This is a genomic window from Ignavibacteriales bacterium (genome assembly GCA_016709765.1).
Taxonomy (GTDB): domain Bacteria; phylum Bacteroidota; class Ignavibacteria; order Ignavibacteriales; family Ignavibacteriaceae; genus IGN3.
The window spans coordinates 1,033,210-1,045,606 of the sequence record JADJMD010000013.1; the positions used below are offsets into that span (position 1 = coordinate 1,033,210).

Annotated in this window: 12 protein-coding genes; 11 read left to right on the forward strand and 1 reads right to left on the reverse strand. The window is 33.4% G+C overall.

Annotation, left to right across the window (positions count from 1 at the left end; translation table 11 throughout):
* Window positions 1–21: 21 nt before the first annotated feature.
* From IPJ23_14185 to IPJ23_14235, 11 genes are all read left to right on the forward strand, one after another.
* The gene (locus tag IPJ23_14185) at window positions 22–1,179 is read left to right on the forward strand and encodes a hypothetical protein (protein MBK7631825.1); all 1,158 of its coding nucleotides are present in this window, start codon (window positions 22–24) and stop codon (window positions 1,177–1,179) included.
* Between the two features lie 7 nt (window positions 1,180–1,186).
* A complete protein-coding gene (locus IPJ23_14190; GenBank protein ID MBK7631826.1) occupies window positions 1,187–1,765 on the forward strand; it encodes a YdeI/OmpD-associated family protein in 579 nt (192 codons plus the stop codon).
* Between the two features lie 3 nt (window positions 1,766–1,768).
* Window positions 1,769–2,107 (forward strand): DHCW motif cupin fold protein, encoded by a 339-nt coding sequence (locus tag IPJ23_14195; protein MBK7631827.1) that lies wholly within the window; start codon window positions 1,769–1,771, stop codon window positions 2,105–2,107.
* Between the two features lie 251 nt (window positions 2,108–2,358).
* Window positions 2,359–6,534 (forward strand): response regulator, encoded by a 4,176-nt coding sequence (locus IPJ23_14200; protein ID MBK7631828.1) that lies wholly within the window; start codon window positions 2,359–2,361, stop codon window positions 6,532–6,534.
* A 193-nt stretch (window positions 6,535–6,727) separates the two neighbouring features.
* Window positions 6,728–7,168 (forward strand): hypothetical protein, encoded by a 441-nt coding sequence (locus IPJ23_14205; GenBank protein MBK7631829.1) that lies wholly within the window; start codon window positions 6,728–6,730, stop codon window positions 7,166–7,168.
* Between the two features lie 89 nt (window positions 7,169–7,257).
* Entirely contained in the window at window positions 7,258–7,692 is a 435-nt protein-coding gene (locus IPJ23_14210; protein MBK7631830.1) for a hypothetical protein, read from the forward strand.
* A 75-nt stretch (window positions 7,693–7,767) separates the two neighbouring features.
* Window positions 7,768–8,229 (forward strand): nuclear transport factor 2 family protein, encoded by a 462-nt coding sequence (locus tag IPJ23_14215; protein MBK7631831.1) that lies wholly within the window; start codon window positions 7,768–7,770, stop codon window positions 8,227–8,229.
* A 91-nt stretch (window positions 8,230–8,320) separates the two neighbouring features.
* Window positions 8,321–8,785: a nuclear transport factor 2 family protein gene (locus IPJ23_14220; protein ID MBK7631832.1), complete on the forward strand. Its 465-nt coding sequence runs from the start codon at window positions 8,321–8,323 to the stop codon at window positions 8,783–8,785.
* A gap of 189 nt (window positions 8,786–8,974) precedes the next feature.
* Window positions 8,975–9,163 (forward strand): hypothetical protein, encoded by a 189-nt coding sequence (locus tag IPJ23_14225; protein MBK7631833.1) that lies wholly within the window; start codon window positions 8,975–8,977, stop codon window positions 9,161–9,163.
* Between the two features lie 198 nt (window positions 9,164–9,361).
* Entirely contained in the window at window positions 9,362–10,000 is a 639-nt protein-coding gene (locus IPJ23_14230; GenBank protein MBK7631834.1) for a YceI family protein, read from the forward strand.
* A gap of 66 nt (window positions 10,001–10,066) precedes the next feature.
* Window positions 10,067–11,413, forward strand: a complete 1,347-nt coding sequence (locus tag IPJ23_14235) for an MFS transporter (protein MBK7631835.1) — start codon at window positions 10,067–10,069, stop codon at window positions 11,411–11,413.
* A 59-nt stretch (window positions 11,414–11,472) separates the two neighbouring features.
* Here the strand turns inward: IPJ23_14235 and IPJ23_14240 are convergent, their stop codons facing one another.
* Complete coding sequence (locus IPJ23_14240) at window positions 11,473–12,267, reverse strand: alpha/beta hydrolase (GenBank protein ID MBK7631836.1); 795 nt, start codon at window positions 12,265–12,267, stop codon at window positions 11,473–11,475.
* Between the last annotated feature and the right edge of the window lie 130 nt (window positions 12,268–12,397).

Consider the following 12,397-nt stretch of genomic DNA (forward strand, 5'->3'; position numbering starts at 1 on the left):
AGATTGTGTCCTAAAAACAATATGGACTTTGTCAAACGAGTTCAAATTGCAGAAGTTATATGTAAAGTAAATTCTATCAAAAACATTGATACAACAACAGAGATTTGGCTTAATCAGGATATAAGATGGTTAAAAGAAACACCGTCGCTTAAAAATCTCAGAGCTGAAGATGCTTTGCTTTATATAATGAACACTCTTGCTAAACAGTATTGGATTCAGGGTGATACTATAAAAGCCCACCTTTCTTTTGGTATTTCCGGAAAAAACAAGCCCTGGGAAACTTTTTTCGCTTCAAAAAATCCATTCAACTACAATATTTCAAACGATTACTATAAACAGCCAATTGAGAAAATTTATAAAATGATTAAATCGTATGATTATTGGGATACGCCTTGGGATGAGAAGCATCTATCGGATTGGATAAAGTTTTTGATGGATAATTATTACTACTCTCTTCGTGAATTAGAAACCATACTAGCTAAAAAATACATTGCAAAAGGAATGTTTGAAGAAGCTGTTTCGAAAATTGGGTCACATTTAGAAAATATAGATTATTATCATCAAAATTCAGATGTGACTGAAGAGTTTCCGGCAGATCCATTTTTAATTCATATTAATGATTGTCACGATTGTGATTATCGGGCAGAAAATAAAGTAACATATCGCTTGCTTAGTTTTTCAAGAAGAATGATCGAGTTAAAAAATTTAGCAGTTACTGAGAAGAACAATGAGAAAGCTTCCGAATATTATTTTCTTTTGGCTAATGGATATTACAATATAACTTTCTACGGCAATAGCTGGATGGCTTCTTGTTTTAACAGTCGCGGTGAATTAGGCTGGGGATATTCTAATGGTGAGAATTATGATTTATATGATTGCTCAAAAGCAGAAGATAATTATCTAAAAGCGGCTATGAAAACAAAGAACAAAGAATTTGCTGCACTGTGCTTTTTTATGGCGGCAAAGTGCGAACAAAATCGTTTTTATAATGAAGAACATCCAGAAATTTATATGTGGTATAGCAGCAAAAAAACAAAGGATAAAGAAGCTATAAAATTTGATAAGTATAAAACTTATTTCAAAAAACTTGTTAATGAATATTCAAACACACAATTCGTTATAGAAGCATTAAAAGAATGTAAATACTTTAATTATTTTGTAACTAATTACACGCATTAAGTATTCTATGAAATTAATTTTCTTTCCAACACAAAAAGATATGCGCAAGTGGTTTGAAATAAATCACAAAAAAGAAAAAGAACTTTTTGTTGGATATTATAAAGTATCAACAGGCAAACCAACGATAACATGGTCTCAATCTGTGGATGAGGCTATCTGTTTCGGCTGGATAGACGGTATTCGCCGAAGTGTTGATGAAGAAAGTTATTGTATCAGGTTTACACCAAGAAATCCAAAAAGTAATTGGAGTAAGGTTAATATCAAGAAAGTTAAAGAACTTACAAAGCTTGGATTGATGAAAACAGAAGGCTTGGCGGTTTATGGACTTCGCAAAAAAGATAAGTCAAAAATCTATTCTTATGAAAATTCAGCCATAATACTTGACGGACTTTATTATAAAAAATTTAAATCCAACAAGATCGCATGGAAGTTTTTTCAATCTACAGCACCTTCTTACCAAAAAACAACAACCCGCTGGATTATGAGTGCAAAGCAAGAACAGACAAGATTGAAAAGATTGGAGGAACTAATAACAGATTGTGCACTTGGCAAAAAAATAAAAGCAATGAATTATGGAAAGAAATAAATTATGAATAAAATACCTTTTCAAATGATCGATTGGAATAATATTTCCAAAGAAGAACATAAAGGAGAAACAGGAACTTCATTCTGGCAGACTTTACCGTTTGATGGGTTGAGAGTTCGCATTGTAGAATATAGTGCCGGTTATCTGGCAGACCATTGGTGCAAGAAGGGACATATCGTTCATTGTTTAAGCGGAGAAGTTATTAATGAACATGAGAACGGTACAAACAATATATTAAAAGAAGGAATGACTTATATCGTTTCTGATGACTTAAGTTCGCATCGTTCCGTTTCGAAAGAAAAAGTTAAGCTCTTAATTATTGATGGTGATTTTCTTAAATAAGAAAAATCATCAAACATGAACCATTTGTGCGTATTCCAACGGTGAAATAATAGTTACTAACTGTTTAAAAATGCTTCTATTTGCTCGTAACACATGTGAATTACTATTGTAATGCTACCTATCACCTTAGGTTTGCCAATCTGCTGTTTTAAATAATTATTCTTTATATTTCTTTTGATAATAAAACATGCAGATTAAGTATGCCTTGTGCGACTTTTAACACCAAAACTATTTATTTAAAAAATAAAATCGTGCTTAATAAAAATAATACCCGGTTTTATCCCAAACCTATTTTATCACTTTTCTTAATCGTTTTCTTTTTATTTACCATAAAAATTAGCTCACAAGAAATTAATTTTAAACACCTGACCGGTGACGATGGGCTCTCACAAAATTTTGTATCATCCATTTTACAAGATCAAAAAGGTTTTATGTGGTTTGGCACTAAAGACGGATTAAACAGGTATGATGGCTATAATTTTGTTGTGTACCAGCACGATCCTTTTGATTCTACAACAATCACAGATAATTTTATAACAACACTATTTGAAGATAGCCGGGGATACATTTGGGTCGGTACATTAAACGGCGGCTTAAATTATTTTGAAAGAACAACTGAAACGTTTCATCATTTTCAATTTCGCTCTAGCACTTTTAAAACTTATAATTCAGAAGAGATTAAATCAATAATAGAAGATCCCCTAGGAAATATATGGATTGGAACAAGGGGCCAGGGAATTTATAAACTATCCTTTACAGGAAATAATTCTAATGATATTAAATTCAAACAATTTACTTCTCAATCTGACAAACCTGGTGGTTTAAGCAGCAACATTGTAACAAATTTGTTTTTCGATTCTAATGGCGTTCTTTGGGTTGGCACTCTAAATGGTTTAGATAAATTTAACTCCAAGGATGAAACTTTTACACATTACCAAATCCAAACAAAAAATCTTAAAGCCCCGACAAATGATTTTGATAATGCGGTTAATTCCATACTCGAAAACTCTAGCGGGATACTTTGGCTTGGCACATTAAGTGGGTTGGTAGAATTTAATCGGCACACTGGAGAATACAAATTATTTCCACATCATTATGATGTTTATAGATATGGCTGGGGAAGCGTGATGCAGATCGTTGAAGACAGCAAGGGAATTCTGTGGCTGGCAACACCGGGCGAACTAATGAGTTTTGATCCAAATACATTTTCATATAATTACTTTAGAAATGATTTTTACAATCGAAGCTCAATAAGCTACAATAGCATTTCAAGCTTATATGTTGATAGAACCGGTATTCTTTGGGTGGGAACCGCAGGAATGGGAATTAATTTTTATGACCCAAAGGTTAACCGGTTTTCTACTTTAATAAATAAAAGCAATCCCGGCTCCAGAATAACCGGTTTTAGCGTACGGGCTGTTTTGGAAGAAAGTGATAATATTGTTTGGATAAGCACAGATGTATTGTTTCGTTGGAATCGTAAAACCGGGGAAATAAAGAGTTACGAAGCTGATTCGAATAGACCAGATGATTTTGGAAATACGGGGGCTTGGTCAATGATAAAAGCCAATGATGGAAAAATTTGGGCCGCTACTAATCAAGGTCTATATAGTTACGATCCCAAAAATGAAAAAATCCATCTATATAAATTTAATCCGGCAAATAATTCCGGTTTGCCTCAAAGAGAAGTCTATACTGTTTTTGAAGATCATCAAAAGAACATATGGGTAGCTACTGAAAGCTTTATTTGTAAATTGGTTAATGCTGATAAAGGTATGTTTCAAAATTATCGTTATCAAGAGTCTTTCACATATAACCAACGAACAAGACCTGTAATTTATCAAGACGCCAAAGGAATTTTTTGGATTGGATCAAGAAATGGCCTGATCTCTTTTGACTTACAAAAGAATTTATTTTATACTTATAAAAATGATCCCGCAAACCCTAACGGTATAAACAATGATATTATTAATTCAATTTGCCCCGATCCAATTAAACCAGATAGTTTACTTTGGATAGGAACATCGGGTGGCGGTTTAAATCAATTCAATATTTCAAGCGGTGTCTTTATTCACTTTATAGAAAAAGATGGATTACCAAACAACGTGGTTTATGGAGTGTTACCAGATGAAAAAGGTAATTTGTGGCTAAGTACAAATAAAGGATTGTCTAAATTTAATCCTCAAGATGCTTCCTTTAGAAATTATAATGTTAATGATGGCTTGCAGAGTAATGAGTTTAATACCGGGGCATATTTTCGAAGCAAAAAAGGCGAGTTGTTTTTTGGTGGAATTAAAGGTTTAAATTATTTCTATCCAGAGCAGATAAAAGACAACCACTATGTTCCTAATGTTGTATTAACAAATTTTAAACTTGAAGATCAGTATGTTTCTCATAAAAGCAAAAACTCGGTTTTACAAAAAACCATATCCGAAACAAATAAAATTATTATTTCATATAATGATGATGTGGTAACGTTTGAGTTTGCAGCGTTAGATTATTCTGCTCCCGGAAAAAATCAATATTCTTACAGGCTTATGAATTTTAATGCCGATTGGATTTACTCTGGAACTAACAGAACTGCTACTTATACTAATCTACCGCCGGGTGAATATGTGTTTCAAGTTAGGGGTTCTAACAATGATGGTGTGTGGAATGAAGTCGGAACCTCCGTTGCCTTGATTGTCAAACCACCGTGGTGGACGACCGCATGGGCATATTTGTTTTATTTAATTATTATCCTGAGCGGACTTTATTTAATCAGGCGTTATGAGTTAACACGAATTAAACTTAAAAACCAGCTAAAGGTTGAAAAGGTTGAAACTGTTACTTTGCGTAAATTGGATCAACTAAAATCTCATTTCTTTGCAAATATCTCTCACGAATTTCGTACACCTTTAACACTAATCCTTGGGCAAGTTGAAAGTGTAATGTCATCGAATATTGACACAAAAGAAAAGGGAAAACTGCAAGTTGCAAACAGAAATGCACGAAGGCTTCTTACATTGATTAATCAATTACTAGATCTTTCAAAACTTGAAGCCGGAAGCATGGAGCTTAAGGCGGAACAACATAATTTGATTTCATTTCTAAAAAGTATTTTATACTCTTTTGAGTCATTAGCAGAAGCAAAAAAAATAAATCTTGTTTTTGATTCGGAATTAGTTAATGTTCTTGTTTTTTTTGATGCAGATAAAATGGAAAAAATTATTTGTAATCTTGTTTCAAATGCGCTAAAGTTTACTCCAGAAAACGGGGAAATTAAACTCATAGTAAATGTTTTTTCCCCTACTATAGAAATTATAATTAAAGATACCGGAATAGGAATACCGGGAGATCGATTGCCGCATATTTTTGATCGTTTTTACCAGGTTGATAGTTCAAGCACTCGCGAGCAGGAAGGAACCGGAATTGGATTGGCACTGGTAAAGGAATTAGTTGAGCTTCACAAAGGACAAATAAGCGTTAACAGTAAGGAAAGAGAAGGAACTGAGTTTATTATTCATCTTTCTATAGTCGACATTAAAGAAAAAAACAACCACTCAACAAAAGCGTCTGGGGATCATTTTGCTTTGAATGGCGACTTACATGTTCAAGAATTCTCCTCAATAGACTTATTGTTACAGAACGATCACCTCGAAACAGGGATAGATAATCCGCTATCGGGAGTTCATCAGCAAGAGATAATTTTGATTGTTGAAGATAATGCTGATGTGCGCGCTTACATAAACGAACAACTTGAAAATGATTATAAAGTAATACAGGCTGTTAATGGTGAAGAAGGAGTAACAATCGCTCAAGTTGAAATTCCTGATCTAATAGTTACTGATGTAATGATGCCCAAGATGGATGGCTATCTGTTCAGCAAAAAAATACGCGGCGATGAAAAAACCAGCCACATACCAATTATAATGTTAACGGCAAAAGCGGGGCTTGATGATAAGATAGAGGGTTTAGAAACGGGTGTTGATGCTTATTTAACAAAACCTTTTAGTGCAAAAGAATTAAAAGTTAGAGTTAAAAATTTGATATACCAGCGTGCGCTGTTAAGAAAACGTTTTGGCAAAGCAACAATTATTAAGCCCTCGGAAGTTAGCAATGTTTCTGTTGATCAGGAATTTTTGCAAAGGGTAATACAAACAATTGAAATGCACTTTGAAGAAGAACAATTCAATGTTGAAAAACTTTCCACCGAAATGAATATGAGCGTTTCTCAGCTTAACAGAAAGCTTAATGCCCTTGTGGATCAGCCGCCTGGACAATTAATTCGCTCGCTTCGTCTTCAAAGAGCTGCTGATTTGCTAAAACAAAACGCTGGCACCGTTGCAGAAATTTGCTACAAAGTTGGCTTTAATGATCAGGCATATTTTTCCAGAGCATTTAAAAAACAGTTTAATTGTTCCCCATCAGAGTATAAAAAGAATTGAATTTGTATCCATTTTTTTATCCAATTTAATTATTAGAATTAAACCCTTAAAAACTCTTCCACTAAAGAAATCTCCCCAATTGGACAAAAAGTCCTAACAATTGCACTAATAGTGCAAGATATCCAAAGGGTAATCTTCTACTTTTGCAGTAAGAAACATTATTGAACAATTTCATAATCTTATTCGATATATCGTGATTGTATTAAAAATAAAAGGCTCATACTTAAACACGGGAATAATTGAGCTTGAAACAGCAAAAATAATCAATTGGGCAAGTTTTACTAATGATTTGCCGCCAGAGATTCCTTTTGGAATCGGCGTAGAGGTTTCGGTTTCTTTTGAAGAAAATGATTTTCTCACCGGGAAATCCGGAATTGTATGGGCTACTTACGATTTAAGACAAGCTGAAATTATACAAAGCGCTCTTATAGCTCAACATATCAACTGTGAAATAAAACCACTTATACTTGAAAAAGGAAACCTGCTATTAATGCGTATTACTAATGAAAAAGAAATAAAAGATGCTGTTGATTTTATATGGAAAAGCAATGATGGGCTAAGATTAAAACCTGACTGGGCTTATGCAGATGGCAAAACAAATAAAAGTTTTGAACAATGGTTAACCGGACATTAAAGAATGCTGGTTAACTCACAACTTAAATAAGATTGAGAACTGACTCAATAAATAGTAACTAATAATCAATAATCATTTAGGAATGCACTATGAACAAACTACTAATTCCGATCTTACTTTTTTCCGCTGTATTATTTTCTTCTGCAAATATATCTGCTCAAAGCGCAGGTGATACACACGTTGTTTACATCCAAACCTGGAAAATGCTATCTCTTCCAACCGGTGACGACGCCAAAGCATTTGGAGAAATGCTTAAAAGACAAACTGAGGCAGTTACTGGTAATGCAAAATTATTAAGTCAACGAGTGGTAAGACATAATTGGGGATCTGACAGCAGAGATCTTCTTATTATTAATGAATTCAAAAACCTTGAGGATCTATTTGCTTTCAGCGGGGAAATGAATTCAACATACGAAAAAGCCTTCACCAAAGAAGAAAATGAAAATTTTAATAAGCTTTGGATGAAATACGTTGGTATGCATTCAGATGAAATTTATCGTGAAGTTGCTGGAACAAGAAAGTAAGGAGGGTGTTAATTAAGACTCAGAAATTCTGAGTCTTTTTTTATTCAATAAAATATTTAACAAAAAGGATTTATAATGAAAAAATTAATTGGTCTTTCATCATTTTTATTTGTGATGATCTTTGCTCTTAATGTCCATGCACAACAATGGACAGCTGAACAAAAAGAAGTATGGGCAGGAGTGCAAAAATATTGGGAAATAGATAATAATAACCCCATGGCATACTTTAAATACTTTGATGATTCATATATGGGCTGGTCTTATTCTAATGAAACCCCTGGAACAAAAGAAGATGCCGTTAAATCATCTAAGTACTCTTCCACAAAGGTAAAACAAGTATACAATATTATAACCCCGGCCAGAATATGGGTTAACGGCAATTTTGCGTATGCACACTATTACTACACCCAGGTTTCTGAAAATAATGACGGTAAATCAACGACAGAAAAGGGCCGCTGGACGGATATCTTAATGAAAAAAAATGGTACATGGATGATTGTTGGTGACCACGGCGGTGAAATTAAAAATGATGACTAAAAATAGTTAGTGAAAAAAATTCAAATAAGTTGGCAGATGATTATATGCCTCTTTTAATTGTCAAGATAAATAAAAAAAAGGAGCTAGAAATATGAGGGACACAATAATTCTTCCTTTTCTCTTAGTACTTTTCTTTGTAGGGGCAAATCAAATAATTGCTCAGCAGTGGTCACCCGAACAAAAAGAAGTTTGGACAGGCGTTGAAAAATATTGGGAAATAAACAACATCGATCCCTTGGCCGATTTAAAATATTTTGATGATTCATATCTTGGCTGGTCGTATGAAAACGAAGCTCCCGGAACACGGGAAGGTGTTGTCAAATCTAAAAAATACTTTTCCACAAAAGGGAAACAACAATTTAATATTCTAACGCCAGCCAGAATTTGGGTTAAGGGAGATTTTGCTTTTGTGCATTATTACTATACTCTGGTTTCTGAAAGTAATGGTGGAAAAACAGAAACTGAGAGAGGGCGCTGGACTGATATTTTAATGAAAAAGAACGGCACGTGGGTGTTAGATGGTGACCACGGTGGCGAAATTAAAAAGAATGACTGATAAAAGTTAAACCAAATAAAATATTAATAAGGACAGGCAGGTAAAAAATTTGTCTGTTTTTATTATTTATTTAAATAAAAAAAGAGGCAAGAAATGGCACACATATTAATTCATCATAAAATTGAGGACTACAGTAAGTAGAAACCTGCTTTCGATAATCATGCAAGTTACAGAGCAGAGAATGGTTCTATGGGAGGAAAAGTTTTTAGGAGTGCAGATGAGCCAAATGATCTTTTTGTTCTTCTGGAGATAAATAGCATTGAGAATGCTAAAAAGTTTGTCTCATCCGATGCAACTAAAGAAGCGATGAAAAATGCGGGTGTTGTTGGTATGCCGTCAATTTATTTTGTTGAAGAAGTTGCTTCTACAAAGAAATGATTTTTATTCTTTAAATATTAATGTTTAATAAAGCATTCGCTAGTAACCAAAGGACGGAATAATGTAATAAGTTTTTTAGCTTTACCACAAGACAAATGTTTTATAAAGAGTAAATACTTTTAGAAAAAAGGACCAGATAAGTTTTTAAAATTTTATCAATAAGGCTTAAAATATTAATAACTGTAAGGAGATAAAACTATGTTCACGGGGATAAAAATATTATTAGCGTTTTCATTAATTATCACTAGCGTCTATTCTCAGGGATTTAATCTGCCGTCTAACGGCGTACAAGTTTTTAATTTAAAAGATGAGATAGATAGAAATCAGGCTACTTTTTTCAGCGAGGCTCGTTATGAGAATATAACAGGTTTGTCAAATAAAGTTTGGGGTAATGTATCCTTTGATGTGAAAGATATAAAATCAACTCTTGTTGGTGAGGTTGCTATTTCTACTTCTTCAATCAAAACGGGAATTGATAAAAGAGATGAGCATTTAAGAAGCATGTCATGGCTTAATGCAGAAAAATATCCTAGTATAACTTTCAAAATAAAAAAAGTTCAAAGAGTTGATTTAGTAGAAGATAATGTAGTTAAAATTGTTGTGGAAGGTGATTTTAATTTGCATGGTTATACCAAACTAATTTATGCAAATGCAACAATTAAATATTTAAAGGAGAGTGAAATTACTAAGTCAATATTGCCAGGGGATTTAATCAGTATTGTAGCAAAGTTCGATATTAATCTTTCGGATTTTGGAATAAGTAATTCGCTAATCGGTAACCGAGTGTCTGATAAAATTCAGATTACGGCTAATCTTGTTGGTTCAGATGCTAAATAAAAAACAAAATAATAACTTAAAAAGGTTTAATTGTTTTGTATCCACGTTTCTAAAGGATAATAATATATGCTGTTTGTAAAATCTGATAAAATAAAGTCAAAGCCGCTTCCCTCTTTATCTGAAAATACTTTTTTAAGGTATTTTAGTTTTGCAGCATTATATGTTGCTCAGGGAATTCCCGAAGGATTATTATGGTATGCTATACCTGCGTGGTTAGCGATGAATGGAAAAAGTCCCGCAGAAATTGGCAGCTATGTTGCAGTGATAGGAATACCCTGGAGTTTAAAAATTATTAATGCTCCCATTATGGATAGGTTTACATATTTATCAATGGGTCGAAGAAGACCATGGATTTTATTTGGTCAATTTGGATTGATTGCAAGTTTTTTGTCAATGTCACTAATAATTGATCCGCTGAATAACTTGTCTGCTTTAATGATATTGGGATTTATAGTCAGCTTTTTTGAAGTATCACAGGACATAGCTGTTGACGGGTTGGCAATTGATATTTTACCAGTTGATCAGCAGGCAAGAGCCAATGGATTAATGTGGGGTTCAAAGACACTAGGAATATCTGCATCAGTTGCCGCCGGCAGTTGGATTATGAGTCATTATAGTTACTTTTACGCAATAGTTTCATTCTCGCTAATTATTTCTATCATTATTCTTGTTCCATTATTACTAAGAGAAAGACCTGGGGAAAAATTACTGCCATGGACGAAAGGTGAAGCCTCAAAAGCCGCAGAGAAAATTCAATTACACAGCTGGAAAGGTGTCTTTAAAAGCTTATACAAGGTTTTCTTTCTACCTGTCAGTTTTATGATGGGTGTTGCTGCTTTTAGTTATTCAGTCGGAAGAGGATTGATTGATACTGTATTGCCTGTATTTACGGTACAGCAGCTTGGTTGGGCTGATACACAATATTCTCAAATCTTTGCAACCGCAAATTTAATTTCAGGTATACTTGGAATGATCATCGGTGGTTTTCTTATCGATTATTTTGGTAAAGTTAAAATGATATCTGTTTATCTGAGTTTACTAATTTTACTTTCAGCTATAATGTCTTTCTTAAAAAGTTTTTGGCAGAATGACATTTTTGTAATAGGTTTTATAATCTGTTTTTATATCCTGTTAACTTTTACAAATATTGCAATTTTTGCTTCGGCAATGCAACTATGCTGGAAAAGAGTTTCCGCAACTCAGTTTACCCTCTATATGGCAATTTCAAATTTGGGTTTAGCTGCAGGTGCAGCTTTGCTCGGGCCATTAAAAGATTTATTTAATTGGGAGTATGTAATTCTTTGCTATATAGTTTTTGCGGGAGTAATGCTTGTCCTTATCAGATTCATTAATTTTGAAAAACATCAGAAGCGTGTTGATGAACTAGAACTTAACTATCTGGATAACTCTTAGGCACATTATGGTCTAATACTCGAGCCAGCAAAAAATAGAAAGCTGATTTGTTATTAAGCTTACAAGTTATTTTTTGTCAAAAACTTTTTAATTGTTTCATTGACATCAGCTGGGTTTTCAATCGGACTCATGTGCCCGCTGTTTTTTATAACGATAAACTCTGCTCCATTAATTTTATCTGCAAGAGGTTTCATTACTGATGGCGGAGTTAGTGCATCAAATTCGCCGCAAATAAGAAGAGCCGGGATTTTTATTTTGCTTAGATATTCTGTCGTATCGTTTCTTCCGATCATAGCCAACAAGGAACCTTTAACTCCTGCTGGATTAAAGGCAGAAGATATTGCTATTCTTTTTTCAAATTCACCTTTATAATTCTTTTTATAAAAATCACCGTAACAATTAGCAATAAAATCTTTTGAAAACTGAGCCAATCCCTCCACATTAATTCTTTTAATCGCAGCCGCTCGTTTTAATTTTCCTTCATTATTATCAGCCTCTGATCTTGTATCACACAAAATTACTGCAGAAAACTTTTCTTCAACTCTTTCTAAAGCACGAAACGAAATATATCCGCCCATTGAAAGTCCACACAATATGGGTTTGTCTAATTTCAATTCATCAATAATGTTTTCTAAATCATCAACAAACGACTCCATTGTATACTGTCCGTCACCAAAGGGCGATTCACCAAGTCCGCGTATATCATAAGTAACACAAAAATAGCTTTTGCTAAATTCATCTATTTGTGCTTTCCACATTGTATGATCGTATGGAAATCCGTGTAAAAAAACTATTGATTTATTTTTGTTGTTTCCCTCAAGAAAAACCGATAATCCATTAATTATTTCTTTCATTTTTTCTCCGCTTTAAATCCTTGTTTATTTTAAGTGAAATTTAAAACAATATACCTTATTATTCACTAAGCAAAATAAATTCTTTTAATCTTAAACCGTTGAAACGGTTTTTTTAAATACGTTCCTTGAT

Coding starts and splice junctions, on each gene's coding strand:
- IPJ23_14185 (MBK7631825.1), top strand. CDS start 22: ATGGACTTTGTCAAACGAGTTCAAATTGCAGAAGTTATATGTAAAGTA.
- IPJ23_14215 (MBK7631831.1), top strand. CDS start 7,768: ATGAAAAAATTAATTGGTCTTTCATCATTTTTATTTGTGATGATCTTT.
- IPJ23_14195 (MBK7631827.1), top strand. CDS start 1,769: ATGAATAAAATACCTTTTCAAATGATCGATTGGAATAATATTTCCAAA.
- IPJ23_14220 (MBK7631832.1), top strand. CDS start 8,321: ATGAGGGACACAATAATTCTTCCTTTTCTCTTAGTACTTTTCTTTGTA.
- IPJ23_14230 (MBK7631834.1), top strand. CDS start 9,362: ATGTTCACGGGGATAAAAATATTATTAGCGTTTTCATTAATTATCACT.
- IPJ23_14225 (MBK7631833.1), top strand. CDS start 8,975: ATGGGAGGAAAAGTTTTTAGGAGTGCAGATGAGCCAAATGATCTTTTT.
- IPJ23_14210 (MBK7631830.1), top strand. CDS start 7,258: ATGAACAAACTACTAATTCCGATCTTACTTTTTTCCGCTGTATTATTT.
- IPJ23_14240 (MBK7631836.1), bottom strand. CDS start 12,267: ATGAAAGAAATAATTAATGGATTATCGGTTTTTCTTGAGGGAAACAAC.
- IPJ23_14235 (MBK7631835.1), top strand. CDS start 10,067: ATGCTGTTTGTAAAATCTGATAAAATAAAGTCAAAGCCGCTTCCCTCT.
- IPJ23_14190 (MBK7631826.1), top strand. CDS start 1,187: ATGAAATTAATTTTCTTTCCAACACAAAAAGATATGCGCAAGTGGTTT.